12 protein-coding genes are annotated in these 13985 nt (G+C 74.6%); 5 read left to right on the top strand and 7 right to left on the bottom strand.

Annotated features, from left to right (window positions below):
* Nucleotides 1–14: 14 nt before the first annotated feature.
* From ACGFYQ_RS19415 to ACGFYQ_RS19430, 4 genes are read right to left on the bottom strand one after another with little or no spacing between them, the layout of a single operon-like run.
* A complete protein-coding gene (locus tag ACGFYQ_RS19415; protein ID WP_393745392.1) occupies nt 15–1343 on the bottom strand; it encodes an STM4012 family radical SAM protein in 1329 nt (442 codons plus the stop codon).
* Nucleotides 1340–2155, bottom strand: a complete 816-nt coding sequence (locus ACGFYQ_RS19420) for an STM4013/SEN3800 family hydrolase (protein WP_393745904.1) — start codon at nt 2153–2155, stop codon at nt 1340–1342. The genes ACGFYQ_RS19415 and ACGFYQ_RS19420 overlap by 4 nt, the downstream gene beginning before the upstream one ends.
* A 1-nt stretch (nt 2156) precedes the next feature.
* Nucleotides 2157–3296: an STM4014 family protein gene (locus ACGFYQ_RS19425; protein ID WP_393745394.1), complete on the bottom strand. Its 1140-nt coding sequence runs from the start codon at nt 3294–3296 to the stop codon at nt 2157–2159.
* Nucleotides 3293–4240 (bottom strand): STM4015 family protein, encoded by a 948-nt coding sequence (locus ACGFYQ_RS19430; protein ID WP_393745396.1) that lies wholly within the window; start codon nt 4238–4240, stop codon nt 3293–3295. The genes ACGFYQ_RS19425 and ACGFYQ_RS19430 overlap by 4 nt, the downstream gene beginning before the upstream one ends.
* 147 nt (nt 4241–4387) lie before the next feature.
* Here ACGFYQ_RS19430 and ACGFYQ_RS19435 point away from each other — a divergent pair, with 147 nt between their 5' ends.
* Entirely contained in the window at nt 4388–4777 is a 390-nt protein-coding gene (locus ACGFYQ_RS19435) for a VOC family protein (protein ID WP_393745398.1), read from the top strand.
* A gap of 29 nt (nt 4778–4806) precedes the next feature.
* Here the strand turns inward: ACGFYQ_RS19435 and ACGFYQ_RS19440 are convergent, their stop codons facing one another.
* Entirely contained in the window at nt 4807–6960 is a 2154-nt protein-coding gene (locus ACGFYQ_RS19440; RefSeq protein ID WP_393745400.1) for a SpoIIE family protein phosphatase, read from the bottom strand.
* A gap of 4 nt (nt 6961–6964) precedes the next feature.
* On the bottom strand, nt 6965–8446 hold the full coding sequence (locus tag ACGFYQ_RS19445) for an MFS transporter (RefSeq protein ID WP_393745402.1): 1482 nt from the start codon (nt 8444–8446) through the stop codon (nt 6965–6967).
* Nucleotides 8447–8572: 126 nt separating this feature from the next.
* Here ACGFYQ_RS19445 and ACGFYQ_RS19450 point away from each other — a divergent pair, with 126 nt between their 5' ends.
* Together ACGFYQ_RS19450 and ACGFYQ_RS19455 are read left to right on the top strand one after the other, a co-directional pair.
* Nucleotides 8573–9592, top strand: coding sequence for a LysR family transcriptional regulator (locus ACGFYQ_RS19450; RefSeq protein WP_393745404.1), 1020 nt, complete (start codon nt 8573–8575; stop codon nt 9590–9592).
* A gap of 121 nt (nt 9593–9713) precedes the next feature.
* On the top strand, nt 9714–10460 hold the full coding sequence (locus ACGFYQ_RS19455) for a class I SAM-dependent methyltransferase (RefSeq protein ID WP_393745406.1): 747 nt from the start codon (nt 9714–9716) through the stop codon (nt 10458–10460).
* Between the two features lie 15 nt (nt 10461–10475).
* Here the strand turns inward: ACGFYQ_RS19455 and ACGFYQ_RS19460 are convergent, their stop codons facing one another.
* Nucleotides 10476–11384, bottom strand: a complete 909-nt coding sequence (locus tag ACGFYQ_RS19460; protein WP_393745408.1) for an alpha/beta hydrolase fold domain-containing protein — start codon at nt 11382–11384, stop codon at nt 10476–10478.
* A gap of 218 nt (nt 11385–11602) precedes the next feature.
* Here ACGFYQ_RS19460 and tdh point away from each other — a divergent pair, with 218 nt between their 5' ends.
* The gene (tdh, locus tag ACGFYQ_RS19465) at nt 11603–12631 is read left to right on the top strand and encodes an L-threonine 3-dehydrogenase (protein ID WP_393745410.1); all 1029 of its coding nucleotides are present in this window, start codon (nt 11603–11605) and stop codon (nt 12629–12631) included.
* A 129-nt stretch (nt 12632–12760) separates the two neighbouring features.
* Nucleotides 12761–13969 carry a glycine C-acetyltransferase gene (locus tag ACGFYQ_RS19470; protein WP_393745412.1) on the top strand — a complete coding sequence of 403 codons (1209 nt, stop codon included), beginning with the start codon at nt 12761–12763 and terminating at the stop codon, nt 13967–13969.
* The last annotated feature ends 16 nt before the right edge of the window (nt 13970–13985 follow it).

The raw sequence follows: 13985 nt of genomic DNA on the forward strand, positions 1-13985 counted from the left end.
GGCCCCCGGGCCCGTCACTTGCGCTCGTACGCGGCCATCGCGGCCCGTACCTCCGCCGAGAACAGCGCCGGACCCACCGCGTCCGAATGCGCCAGGCCCTCCGGGGTGAGGCGCATCAGGCCCGGGGTCTCCGCGAGCCAGCCGCGCTCCGCGAAGACCGCCAGTTCCGCCGGGAAGTCCTCCCACGGGCCGCTGCCGAACCGCTCCCGGTACTGCGCCACCGCCATGCCCTCGGCCTGCAGCAGGGACTGGAGCAGGTGACGCCGCCGCGCCTCGTCGGCGTCGATCCACCGGCCGTACTCCGCGCGCGCGAAGTCGGCCTTGGACCGCCCCACGTAGTCGTCGACGATGCCCCGTATCTCCCGCATGTCCACCGCGTAGTCGAAGGAGTAGTGCAGCTCGGCGGTGTACGAGCGGGCCCCGCAGCCCAGACCCACCATGCCGTCCGTCTGGCAGGCGTAGTCGTCGGCGCCCGCCGCCGGGGCCCCGGGGCGGCGGAACATCCGCATCGACACCTGCTCGTACCCGGCGGCCAGCAGATGGTCCCGGCCGGCCCGGTAGAGCCGCAGCCGCTGTGCGTCCCATTCCGCCGTGGGCTCGTCCGACCGGCGCCCCAGGCCCGTCAGGGGCCGCACGTACAGCGGATACAGGTACAGCTCCTCCGGTTCCCAGGCCAGCGCCGCGTCGAGCGAGTACCGCCAGCTGTCCTCGGTCTGGCCGTCGATCCCGTAGATCAGGTCGATGTTCAGGACCGGGATCGCCGCGTCCCGGATCCGGGACAGGGCCGCCTCCACCTCCGCGCGCTTCTGCGGCCGGACCGCCGTACGCGCCTCCTCGGCCACGAAGCTCTGCACGCCCAGGCTCAGCCGCGTCGTGCCCCGGTCGGCGAGGACGGCGAGGCGGTCCGCGGTGGCGGTGGAGGGCGAGGCCTCCACCGACAGCGGGACCGCCCGCAGGTCGGCGCCCGCGCTCTTCTCCGCGATGTCGCAGAGCCGTTCCAGCTCGGACGCGGTCAGGAAGGTGGGGGTCCCGCCGCCGAAGGCGGCCGCCGCGTACCGCACCGGCTCGTCCGGGCCGAGCGCCTCGCGGACCGCCGTCGCCTGCCGCTCCAGCGCGTCGAGGTACGCCGTGGTCAGCCCCTCGGGGGCGCCGATCCGGGTGAAGAGGTTGCAGAACCCGCAGCGGACCTCGCAGAACGGGATGTGCAGGTAGAGGGAGAGCGCGTGCTTGGGCTGCTCCGCCCACAGCTCGCGCAGCGCGGGCCGCCCGGTCAGCGCGCGGTACGCCGTCTTGTGCGGGTACGCGTACACGTAACTCTCGTACGGGGTGGGGGAGGCACTCATCGCACGGCCTCCTTCGGCTCCAGGAAGAACTGCGCGTACGGGACCGTCCAGACCGCCTCGTGGGCCAGCCGGTGCCCGGTGTACCCGTCGTCGCCGTAGGTCGTGCCGTGGTCGGAGCAGACGATCGCGAAGCAGCGGCGCCGCGCGCTCATCGCGTCGAACAGCCGGCCGATGTGCCGGTCCACGTACTCCAGCGCGGCCGCGTGCGTCTCCCACGAGTCCCCGGCTTCCGCCGTGGCGCCCGCCAGGTGGAACCAGTTGGGCTGGTGCAGTGCCGACACGTTCACGAACAGGAACAGCCGCCGGTCCCGCGGCAGTCCGGCCACCACCCGCTCCGCGCAGGCCACCTGTGCCTCGAAGGACGTCGGCGACGGCACCCCGAACTCCGGCTCCCAGTGGCTCTCCTGGAACATCCCCGGCAGTACGGAGCCCAGCGCGGCCTGTTTGTTGAAGAAGCCGACCCCGCCCACGCACACCGTCCGGTACCCGGCCCCGGCCAGTCCCGAGACCAGGTCCGGGGTGTCGAACACCCAGGTGCGCCCGGCCGTGGTCTCACTGCCCGCGAACCGGGCGGCGAACAGCCGCGGGTGCGGCCCGGGCCCGGCGGGCGTCGGGAGGAAACCGGCGAACATCGCCTGGTGCGAGGCGTAGGTGAAACTCCCGGGCGCGTGCCGCCGCTCCCAGACGCCGCCGGGCAGGTGCGCCGCGAGGTGCGGGATCCGGCCCTCGGCCGCCAGGCGGGCGGCGACGTCGAAGCGCAGGGTGTCGAGGGTGACGAGCAGCAGGTCGTCGCGGCCGACGACCTCGTTCATGTCAGGGGCGGGCGGGGACGGGTGCATGGTGTTCCTGTCGTGCGGATGCGTGTACGGCGGCCAGTTGGGCCGCGTAGGTGTCGAGGCCCGCCGCGGGCGAGCCGGGCAGCCCGGTGAGGTGGGGCAGCAGATCCCCGAAGGCGTTGACCTCGCCGACGGCGAACCGCCGCCAGCCGATGGCCGGGAGCAGGTCCACGCCCACGCACAGGGTGCCGGGGAAGGCGGCCGCCGCGCGCTCGCAGACGGCGAGCGCGTCCTCGGTCCAGCTGCCGCCCGCCGCCGTCACGGCGGCGACGGCGGCGTCGAGGTCGCCGCGGGCGCCGCCGAGATGGAGGTTGGTCATCGGCCCGGACGCGGTGCGGACCACCGCGTGCGTGGCCCGGCCGCCGACGACCACGACCCGCAGATCGGCCGGGCGGCCGTCCTGCGAGGCCTTCGGCAGCCAGCGCTCGATGTGCAGGCCGTCGGGGGCGAGCGCGTCGACGATCGCGCCGACCGCGCGCTCGTCCTCGTACCGGCGCACCCGCAGCGAGTTGTGCAGCCCGCCGGAGGCGGACCGCTCCACCGAGGTGGTCGCCCGGATGCGGCCGCCCGCCCCGGATTCGAGGGCGAGGACGCCGGAGGCCGAGGAGCCGTGGGCGAGCTTCACGAAGACCCGGCGCAGCCCGGGCCGCGCGAGCACCTCCCGTACGTCCGCCCAGCCGCGCACCGGGGCCGCGGCGGGGCCGGAGGTCGGCGAGGCCGGCACCGGGACTCCCGCCGTCTCCAGGGCGTGGTGGGTCAGCCGTTTGTCGAACAGCACGGCCAGGTCCCCCGGGGTGGTGAGCAGCCGTCCGCCGGCCGCCGCGACCTCGGCGGCCAGCGCCTCCACGGCCCCGGTGAACCGGCGGTACCAGCGGCCGGTCCCCTCCACCCGGGTGGGGTCGGACGTCCCCCGCAGCAGCCGGTCGACCTCCGGATCCTCGCCCGGAGAGTCGATCCGTACGGTCTCGCCCGGCCCGAACCGGGCCCCGCCGGTCAGCACCTCCCGCCACGGCACCACCCGGGCGGCCGGAAGTCCGGCGGCGCGGACGGCGTCCTGGAAGAGCGCCACACGGCGGCCGCCCGGAATGCCGACGACCGCGAGGGACGGTCGGGTCACTCCGACACCGCGACGTACCGGTAGATCTCCCCGTCGTACTCGTCTTCCTCGCCCGGGGCGAGGGCGAGCTCCACGCCGTGCGGCTCCAGAGCCGCGCGCAGCCGCTCCTGGAGCTCCACGCCGATGAAGTGGTGGTCCAGGTCGAGGCGCTTCAGGTGGGTGAGCGGCCGGCCCGCGAGCAGGGCGGCCGCGCCCTCGTCGGTGAGGATGCCCATGGACAGGTCCAGGGTCTCCAGCCGGGCCACCACCGGCGCGCCCGCCACGGCGACGGCGACCGCGTCCTGGATCTCGCTGTTGCGCAGGGCGAGATGGCGCAGGGCCGGCAGCCGCGCGCCCGACAGGATCGGCTCCAGGTCCTCCGGCTCGGTGTCCGCGCCGTACTCGGACGTGCCGAGCCACAGGTCGAGGACCTCCAGGGCGGGCAGGTCGCTCGCGGCGATGCCCCGCACCACCTCCCGGGGCAGCCCGCCCGTCTCCACCACCAGCCGCCGCAGCTCCGGGTGCTTGACCGGCGCGAGGACCAGCCCCTCACCGCCGCGCACCCCGAACTCGCGCAGCGCCGGGAAGGCTTCGAGCAGCGGGGTGACGTCCCCCTGCTGGATCCACGATATTTCCGACTCCTCGCCCTCGATGTCGCCGAGGAAGAGGGACCGCAGGTCCGGGAAGTCGGCGGCGGCCCCCGCGAGGGTGGACACGATGGCGGCGCTGGAGATCTCGTAGGTCTCCTCCCAGACGCCCACGATCAGCGCGCGGACCTGCCGGGTGTCGACGGCGGCCGTGAAGCGCGCGTAGGCCTCGCTCCAGGTCTCCCCGGTGTTGTGCTCGTCCGCCCGCACCCGCCAGGCCACGGCGCCGGCCTCGGGCAGCTCCCGCTCCTCGTCCGTGGCCGGGAAGTCGAAGGCGGGCAGCCCGCCCAGCTCCTTGAGGTGTGCGACCTGGCTCATGCGCTGCTCCTGGTGGTGAACGGTCCGCTCGGACGGGCGGACGGTGCGACAGCAGTTCTACCAAGTCCCACTGACAACGCCGGAGGCGGAGTGCGGGCCGTGCGTACGGGCGGGCGTACGGGCGGAGTCCGCGGGTATCCGCGGTCCATGACTGTCGCGAAGACGAGCGTTCTCGTACTGGACTGCGCCGAGCCGGAGTCGCTGGCCCTGTTCTACGCCGACCTGCTCGGCGCGGAGGTCCGGCCGGGGGAGGGGCCCGACACGGTCGAGGTCGTCGGCGGGGCCGGCGTACACCTGGCCGTGCACCGGGACCACGGCTACGCACCACCGAGCTGGCCGCGCCCCGAGGACTCCCAGCAGGCACACCTGCGCATCCTGGTCGCCGCCGCGGATCTGGACGAGGCCGAGCGGGAAGCCGTCTCGCTCGGCGCCCGCCCGCTGTCGCCCGCCACCGGCGAAGGCCCCCGCGACGCCCGCCTCTTCAGCGACCCGGCGGGCCACTCCTTCACCCTGGCGGCCGGCCGGCGCCCGCGGTAGCGGCGCGCCACCGCGGGACGCGAGCGGCCCTACGCGGCCCCGCCCGTGCGGGACGCCAGCAGCAGGGCGATGTCGTCCGGCCGGTCCGCGGCGGTGCCCGCCTCGCTGATCAGCCGGTCGGCCGTCTCGGTCAGCGGGCCGGGACCGGTCGCGGCCAGCGCCGCCCGCAGCGCTTCCACCCCGATGTCGATGTCGATGCCCGGCTTCTCCACCAGCCCGTCCGTGTACAGGGCGAGCACCGAGCCGACCGCCAGCCGTAGTTCGGTGACCGGGTACGCGGCCTCCGGGTCGATGCCGAGCACCAGCCCGCCCGCCAGGTCCAGTACCTCGGTCCGCCCGTCGGGGTGGCGCAGCAGCGGCTGGGGGTGCCCGGCCCGGACGGCCTGGGCGGAGCCCGACGCCGGGTCGAGCACCACGTAGCAGCAGCTGGCGAACTGGCCCGGGTCCAAGTCGCTGAGCAGCCGGTTCGTGCCGCGCACCACCTGGTCCGGGGTGCTGCCGGTCAGCGCGAAGGCCCGTACAGCGCTGCGGAGTTGGCCCATGGTCGCCGCGGCCGCCACACCGTGGCCCTGGACGTCCCCGATGATCAGGGCCAGCCGCCCGCCGCCGGTCTCGATGACGTCGTACCAGTCACCGCCCACGTCCATGCCCTGGGTGCCGGGGAGGTAGCGGCCCACCGTGTCCACGTGCTCGTGCACCGGTAGCCGGTGCGGCAGCAGGGCCGCCTGGAGTCCCCGGGCGAGCGCCGCCTCGCTGTCGTAGCGCCGCGCCCGTTCCAGGGCCTGCGCGATCAGCCCGGCCAGAGCGGTCAGCACCGTACGCTCCTCCGGGCTGAATCCGCGGGGCGTGTCGAAGCCGAGGATGCACGAGCCGACGGGGCGGCCGGAGGCGATCAGCGGCAGGAACGCGCGGGCGCCGGTATGGGCGTCCAGCGGGATGCCGGGATAGGCGGCGGCCAGGTGTTCCATCGACTCGAAGAACAGCGGCCGGCCCGTGGTCAGCGTCTCCACGCCCGGCAGCCGCACATCGAGCGAGACCCCGTCGAACCGGTTCAGGAAGCCCTTGGGGAAACCGGTCTCCCACGCGAGGTGGAGATGCCGCTCGTCCAGCAGGTAGATCGCCAGCTGGCGGCCGCCGAAGGCCGGCAGCAGCTCGTCGGTGACCACCGCCGACACCTGGCGGGCCGTGACCGCCTCGGTCAGCGCGATGGCGAGGGCCACCGGCCGGTACAGCGCGGCGGCCCGGTCGGCGGGCGAGCCGAGCCCCGCGCCCGGCTGGACCATCGACGTGGGCGCGTAGGCGGGCCTCTCGGTGGCGCCGATCGTCACGGTGACCCCGTCGGAGCTCGGGTACAGGTCCACCGACAGCCACTCGCCGGGCGGGTGCCGGCCGCGCCGGGCCGGGAAGTGCACCGGCTCGATGGACATGAACACGGCACGGAAGTGGTCCTCGTACGCGGGATGCCCGAGCCAGGGCAGCGCCTCCCACAGCACCTGTCCGCGCAGCTCCGGCCCACCGAGGCCGAGCAGGTCCTCGGCGGCGGTGTTGACGAAGCCGATCCTTCCCTGCCGGTCCACGGACAGCAGGGCCTGGTCGAGCCGGTCCACGGCCTCGCGCGCGCCCGGCTCGGCGGCGCCGCCCGCGGCCGGTCCGGGCGGCCGTACGAGCAGCGGGTCGCCGTCCCAGATCACCGGCGCCCCGGCCGCCGTCAGCGCCGCGAGCTCCTGGGCCAGCCGGTCCGCGGCCTCGCGCAGCCGCTCGCGGTCCACCGCCCCGACCGGGACCCCGGGAGTCGGCTCACGCAGGACCAGCAGTACGCCGAACCGCTCGGTCCCGGCCGTCACCGGCTCGTACAGCGAGCCGAAGGGGAACGGCAGCCCCGCCATCAGCTGGGGAAAGCGCCGCATGGCCGTTTCCACGTCGGGCAGGTGCACGGACTGCCCGGAGCGGTAGGCCTCGGCCACGGGGTAGGGCCGGTTCACGTGCATCCGCCACCAGGGCCGGAACAGCCGCCCCGGGAGCCCCGTGACCACGGCCATCCGGAGCAGCCCCTCGGTGCCGGAGCGCAGGTACACCCCGCCCGCGTACCCGCCTACGGCCGCCACCGCGTCGACGGAGGCCCTGGCGAGCACCTGGGCCGTGGCATCGGGGGCGGGGCCGCCACTGTCCGGTCTCGCCGTCACACCGTCAGCATGCGCCTTCGGCGGTGGTGCCCGCACCCGGACGCCCGGCCCGGTCCCGCCCGGCGTTCCGGTACCCGGCCACCACCGCGGCCGACGCGAGCAGCAGCACCACGGCCACCGTGCGCAGCGCGACCCCCATCGCGTCGGTGAACGCGGCGACCTGCGCCGGATCCGTCGGGTTCCCGTGGAACCGGGAGGCCAGCACCGTGCCGACCACCGCCACCCCGAGGGCGGCGCCGATCTCCCGGGCCGCCGTGTTCAGCCCGGAGCCCAGCCCGGCCTGGTGCGGCGGCAGCTCGGCGACCACCGTCAGGGTCAGGGAGGGCGCGCACAGCCCGGTGCCGACGGACAGCACCAGCAGGTAGAGCGCGTACAGGGCGTACGGGGTGCCCGCGCCGGCGGTGGAGACCAGCAGCAGCCCCGCACCGATCAGGCCGAGCCCGGCGCCGACCGGCAGCCGGGGGCCCGTCCGCTCCTGGAGCCGGGCGCCGAACCGGGGCACCAGGGCCATGCCGACGGTCAGCGGGACGATCGCGAGGCCGGTCTCGGCGGGGGAGAAGCCCTTCGCGTACTGGAGGTACTGGGCGTTGACGACGAACAGGGCGAAGAGCCCGAAGAAGGCGGTGCCGATGCCCAGCGCCCCGGCGCGCAGCTTGCGCGAGGCGAAGATCCGCGGGTCGAGCAGCGGGCGGGCGGCGCGCAGGGCGTGGCCGGTGAAGGCCGCGAGGAGCCCCGCGCCGGCGGCGAAGGCGGTCAGCACACGCACCGAGGCCCAGCCGTACGCGGGCCCCTCGATGATCCCGTAGACCACCGCGAGCAGCGCTCCCGCGAGCAGCGCCGCGCCGACGGGGTCGACGGCCGCGTCGGGCCGCGAGGGCGTACGGGGGACCGTACGGGCGACCGCGAGCGCGAGCAGCGCGCCGAGCGGGACGACGGCCCAGAACAGGGCCCGCCAGGTCAGGAACTCCCCGGCCAGGCCGCCGCCGACATTGCCCGCCAGGCCCCCGAGGCCCGCGGCCAGCGTCCAGGTGGCCAGGGCCCGGCCGCGCTGCTCGGGCGGGCTCAGATGGACCAGGACGGACATGGTGGCGGGCATGATCAGGGCCGCGCCGGCTCCGCACAGGCCCCGGCCTGCGATCAGCACGGCCGGGGTCTGCGCTAGGGCGCTGAGGGCCCCGCCCGCGGCGAACAGCCCTAGCCCGGCCAGCAGGGCGCCCTTGCGTCCGTACCGGTCGCCGAGGGCCCCGGCCGGGATCAGCAGTGCGGCGAAGACGATGACGTACGCGTCGACCGCCCACAGCAGCTCGCCCGGGCTCGGACGCAGGGCGGACGCGGCGAGCTGCGGGATGAGCAGGTTGACGGCGGCGACCATGCCCTGGGCGACCAGGACGCAGGCGCACAGGACGAGCAGGGCGGGCCGGGTGAGGGCGGTCGGAGCGGGCGCGGGGGGCGCGGCGGGATCCCGTTTCAGGGCAGGGCGGAGCACGGCTCCTCCTAGGAGTCGGTGGCGAGAGGGGGGAAGAAGGGGAAGAGAGGGCGAGGGGTTCAAGGCCCCTGCTTCACCGTAGAGTTGGGGCGACCTGCTTTCCAGTGCAAGTTCTGCAAGGGATGAATGCGTGTGACGCAATCCGGAACCCGAGCCGGAACCGGATCCGGTCCGGACCTGAATCTCCTCGTCGCCCTGGACGTCCTCCTGGAGGAGTCGAGCGTGTCCCGGGCGGCGGCCCGGCTGCACCTCTCCGAGCCCGCGATGAGCCGCACCCTCGGCCGGATCCGCAAGACCCTCGGCGACCCCGTCCTGGTCCGGGCCGGGCGGACCATGGTGCCCACCCCGCACGCCCTCGCCGTCCAGGGCGAGGTCAGGGCCGTCGTGGAACGGGCACGCGCCCTCTTCCTCACCGGCGGCCAGGTGGACCTGTCCACCCTCGCCCGCACCTTCACCGTGCTGGCGAACGACGCCTTCACCGCCGTCTACGGAGCCACCCTCCTCACCCGGGTGACCCGTGAGGCGCCGGGGGTGCGGCTGCGCTTCCTGGGGGAGAGCCACGTGGACGTCCCGGCGCTGCGCGAGGGCGTCGCCGACCTGGAACTCGGCGTCGTCGACACGCGTTCCCCGGAAGTGCGCGTCGAGCACCTCGCCGACGAGCGGATGCTGGCCGTGGTCCGGCGCGGCCACCCGCTGCTCCGCGGCCGGATCACCGCGCGCCGGTTCGCCGCCGCCGAGCACCTGATCGCCTCCCGGCGCGGCCGTCTGCAAGGCCCGGTGGACACCGCCCTGGCCGAACAGGGCCTGTCCCGGCGGGTGGTGGGCAGCGTGGGCACCTTCCCCACCTCGCTGTTCGTCCTGCGCGAGAGCGACCTCGTCGGACTGGTCACCACCCAGGCCGTACCGCTCGCCGCCGCGCTGGACCTGGAGACCTTCGAGATCCCGCTCGATCTGCCGACGCTGCCCTTCGGCATGGCATGGCACCCGCGCCACGACGCGGACCCGGCGCACGCCTGGCTGCGCACCTGCACGCGCGAACTGGTGCCGGGGGACGCGGCGACGGACATGCCGACGGACGCGTCGACGGAGGCGCCGGCGCCCGCCCCGCGTTCCGTACGCGAAGGCCCCGCCGAGCGGCGGCGATAGGCCGACCGCATCCCTCGTCCGGGGGACGGACGGGTGTACGGCCCTTACCCCGGACGCGCCGCGGGGCACGATACGCACGCGTCCCACCCCACCCCACCGGCAGGCCACCGGAAGGCAGAGCATGCGGTTCCAGTACGACACCATCGACGAGCGCTACGCGGAGTCCCGGACCACCGCCGCCTTCTCGGCGGCCGACACCTACACGCTGCACGGAGCCATCGACGCGCTCGGCGGGGTACGCGGGCTGGACGCCCTCGACCTGGCCTGCGGATACGGCTTCAACACCCGGCTGCTGGCACGCGGCGGCGCCCGGCGGACCGTCGGTGTGGACATCTCGGAGGAGATGATCAAGCTGGCCCGGGAGCACGAGGCGGTGCAGGACCGGCCGGCCACCGAGAACATCGAGTACCACGTCGCCGACCCCGCCGGCCTTCCCGACCTCGGCCCCTTCGACCTCGCCACCGCCCTCTACCCCTTCCACCACACGCCCGACCGCCAGGAGCTGCACGCGGTGTTCCGGTCGGTCCGCGCCAGCCTGCGCGCCGGCGGACGCCTGCTCGCCATCGTGCCGAACGCCGGCGCGTTCCCGCGCGTGGACTGGTCGCCGTACGGGGTCCGCATCCTCGACCGGGTCCGGAGCGGCGACGCGCCCCTGCTGAAGGCGCACTTCCTGACCGACCCGCCCGTGCCCTTCGAATTCCGCGAGTGGTCCCACGCCGACCTCGCCGAAGCCGCCGTCGAGGCGGGCTTCAGCACCGTCGGCTGGCAGCCGAACCGGACCCCGCCCGCCGACCACGTACGCGACGAGGCGTACTGGACGGCGTACCGCGCCTGGCCGATCAGCTCGCTGATGACCTGCGTGGCCTAGGGGGTGGTGCCGGTGTCACAGCTCCGCCGCCGACCGGATCAGCTCGACGATCCGGTCGCGCGCCGCCCGACCCTCCGGCAGCGGCAGCAGCGGGTAGGCGTGCGGCAGCCCCGCCTCCTCGTGGAACTCCACCTCCACCCCCGCCGCGCGCGCCCGGCGCACCAGTTCCCTGCTGTCCGTGGTCAGCACGTCCCGGGTCCCGGTGAACACCGTCAGCGGCGCCAGCCCCTCGAAGGACCCGTGCAGCGGGCTCACCCGGGGATCGTCGGCGGCCAGGGTCCCGGCGTACAGGCGCCCGGCCTCCCGCAGCCCCGCAAGCGCCAGCATCGGATCGTCCGCCTCGATGCCCGCCTGGTCCGGATGGCTCACGGTGACGTCCAGCCACGGCGAGATCAGCACGATCCGGGAGGGCTGCGCCCCGGTGCGCTCGCGCAGCCGCTGGGCGGCGGCCAGCGCCAGCCCGGCCCCGGCGGAGTCCCCGATGAGCACCGTCCCGCCCGCGCCGCCGCTCGCGATCAGACCGCTGAGCAGGTCGGTGGCGACCGGGACCGTCCGGTCGGCCGTCCCGCGGGGCGCCAGGATGTACGCCGGTACGACGACCCGCGCCCGCGCCTGTGTGACCAGGGTCCGGACCATCGCCCAGTGCGGGCGGACCAGCTCGCTGACGTAGGCGCCGCCGTGCACGTACAGGACCCGGGCCACCGGCTCGGTCCCGCGCGGGGAGACGTCGTACACCGGCCAGGCCCCGACGAAGGTCCGCGAGATGTCCGCGACCCGGCCCAGCCCGCGCGGCGGCAGATGGGAAGCGGGCCTGCGGGCGGACTGGGCCACCCGGGTCCGTACCGCCTCGGCGCTCGCGAACCGTCTTCGCCGTCCCGCCGCGATCAGCGCCACCGACAGCGCCCTGCTGCGCAGACTCGGCACGCCCCTCACCTCCCCTTTTCCCCGAGCCGTCGCCGGCCCGGGCCCCTGCCCCTGCCCCGTCACGTGAGGAGCATAGGCGTGAAGCTGGGCTGTCGGCCCGCTTAAGAAAGTCTCGATGGACTGATCACCGCGCCGCTCGGCAGATTGGTTCCGTTCACCGACGCCGTCCGCGCCCCCGCGCTCGCGGCGCCCCCTTCCGCATGCCTGGAGCCACCCCCATGAAGGCACTCGTCAAGCACAAGGCCGAGCCCGGTCTGTGGCTCATGGACGTCCCCGAACCCGAGTACGGCCCCGGCGACGTGCTGATCAAGGTGCTGCGCACCGGCATCTGCGGAACCGACCTGCACATCCGTGCCTGGGACGGCTGGGCGCAGGGCGCCGTCAAGACCCCGCTCGTCCTCGGCCACGAGTTCGTCGGCGAGGTCGCCGCGCTCGGCGCGGACGTCCGCGACATCGAGATCGGCGCGCTGGTCAGCGGCGAGGGCCACCTCGTGTGCGGCAAGTGCCGCAACTGCCTGGCCGGGCGCCGCCACCTGTGCCGCAGCACGATCGGACTCGGGGTCGGCCGCGACGGCGCCTTCGCCGAGTACGTGGTCCTGCCCGCGCAGAACGTGTGGGTGCACCGGACCGCGGTGGACCTGGACGTGGCGGCGATCTTCGACCCGTTCGGCAACGCCGTGCACACCGCGCTGTCCTTCCCGCTGGTCGGCGAGGACGTACTGATCACCGGCGCCGGCCCGATCGGGATCATGGCGGCGGCCGTCGCCCGGCACGCCGGCGCCCGCAACGTGGTCATCACCGACGTCAGCCCCGAGCGGCTGGAGATCGCCCGCAAGGCGGGCGCCACGCTCGCGGTGAACGTCGCCGAGTCCTCCATCGCCGCCGCGCAGGCGCAGCTCGGCCTGCGCGAGGGCTTCGACATCGGCCTGGAGATGTCCGGCCGCGCCGAGGCGATGCGCGACATGATCGACAACATGACGCACGGCGGCCGGATCGCGATGCTGGGCCTGCCCGCACAGGAGTTCCCGGTGGACTGGGCCAAGGTCGTCACCTCGATGATCACGATCAAGGGCATCTACGGCCGCGAGATGTTCGAGACCTGGTACGCGATGCAGGTGCTGCTGGAGGGCGGGCTCGACCTCAGCCCGGTCATCACCGGCCGCTACTCGCACCGCGACTTCGAGGCCGCGTTCGACGAGGCCGCGACCGCCCGCAGCGGCAAGATCATCCTGGACTGGACGGCGTAACCGCCCTCCCCCTACTGGACCATCTCCCTCCGGCCGGGCTCCGCACACCCTCCCCCCTCCGCGGGGCCCGGCCCCCTCCCGTCTGCCTCCGCTCCGCCGGACGGCGCACCGCACAAGGAGAACCGCACCATGTTCGAGTCCGTCCGCGAGGACCTGCGCGCCACCCTCGACGAGATCCGCGCCGCCGGCCTGCACAAGCCCGAGCGCGTCATCGGCACCCCGCAGAACGCCGCGGTCGCCGTGACCGCGGGCGGCGCCCCGGGAGAGGTCCTCAACTTCTGCGCCAACAACTACCTGGGGCTGGCCGACCACCCCGAGGTCGTCGCCGCGGCGAAGGACGCGCTGGACCGCTGGGGCTACGGCATGGCGTCCGTCCGCTTCATCTGCGGCACGCAGGAGGTGCACAAGGAGCTGGAGGCACGCCTGTCGGCCTTCCTCGGCCAGGAGGACACGATCCTCTACTCCTCCTGCTTCGACGCCAACGGCGGTGTCTTCGAGACCCTCCTCGGCGCCGAGGACGCGGTCATCTCCGACGCCCTCAACCACGCCTCGATCATCGACGGCATCCGCCTCTCCAAGGCCCGCCGCTTCCGCTACGCCAACCGCGACATGGCGGAGCTGGAGACCCGGCTCAAGGAGGCCACCGAGGGCGGCGCGCGCCGCAAGCTGATCGTCACCGACGGCGTCTTCTCCATGGACGGCTACGTCGCCCCCCTCGCGGAGATCTGCGACCTGGCCGAGCGCTACGACGCCATGGTCATGGTCGACGACTCGCACGCCGTCGGCTTCGTCGGCCCCGGCGGCCGCGGCACCCCCGAACTGCACGGGGTCATGGACCGCGTCGACATCATCACCGGCACCCTCGGCAAGGCCCTCGGCGGCGCCTCCGGCGGCTACGTCGCGGCGCGCGCCGAGATCGTCGAGCTGCTGCGCCAGCGCTCGCGCCCGTACCTCTTCTCCAACTCCCTCGCCCCCGTCATCGCGGCGGCCTCCCTCAAGGTCCTCGACCTGCTGGAGTCGGCCGGCGACCTGCGCGAGCACCTCGCCGCCAACACCGCGCTCTTCCGTACGAAGATGACCGAGGCCGGATTCGAGATCCTGCCCGGCGACCACGCCATCGCCCCGGTGATGATCGGCGACGCGGCGGAGGCGGCCAGGATGGCGGAGCTGCTGCTGGAGCGCGGCGTCTACGTGATCGGCTTCTCCTACCCGGTGGTACCGATGGGCGCGGCGCGCATCCGCGTCCAGCTCTCGGCGGCCCACTCGACGGCCGACGTGGAGCGCGCGGTGGCGGCGTTCGTGGAGGCCCGTGCGGCGCTCGCGACCAGCGGGGCCTGAGTGACCTCCGCATCCT

The organism is Streptomyces sp. NPDC048258 (genome assembly GCF_043201995.1).
Lineage (GTDB): Bacteria > Actinomycetota > Actinomycetes > Streptomycetales > Streptomycetaceae > Streptomyces.

Bases quoted from the DNA above. Each gene is read 5' to 3' on its own strand.
- ACGFYQ_RS19470 (WP_393745412.1), top strand. From the start codon at position 12,761: ATGTTCGAGTCCGTCCGCGAGGACCTGCGCGCCACCCTCGACGAGATC.
- ACGFYQ_RS19455 (WP_393745406.1), top strand. From the start codon at position 9,714: ATGCGGTTCCAGTACGACACCATCGACGAGCGCTACGCGGAGTCCCGG.
- ACGFYQ_RS19420 (WP_393745904.1), bottom strand. From the start codon at position 2,155: ATGAACGAGGTCGTCGGCCGCGACGACCTGCTGCTCGTCACCCTCGAC.
- ACGFYQ_RS19435 (WP_393745398.1), top strand. From the start codon at position 4,388: ATGACTGTCGCGAAGACGAGCGTTCTCGTACTGGACTGCGCCGAGCCG.
- ACGFYQ_RS19415 (WP_393745392.1), bottom strand. From the start codon at position 1,343: ATGAGTGCCTCCCCCACCCCGTACGAGAGTTACGTGTACGCGTACCCG.
- ACGFYQ_RS19450 (WP_393745404.1), top strand. From the start codon at position 8,573: ATGCGTGTGACGCAATCCGGAACCCGAGCCGGAACCGGATCCGGTCCG.
- ACGFYQ_RS19430 (WP_393745396.1), bottom strand. From the start codon at position 4,240: ATGAGCCAGGTCGCACACCTCAAGGAGCTGGGCGGGCTGCCCGCCTTC.
- tdh (WP_393745410.1), top strand. From the start codon at position 11,603: ATGAAGGCACTCGTCAAGCACAAGGCCGAGCCCGGTCTGTGGCTCATG.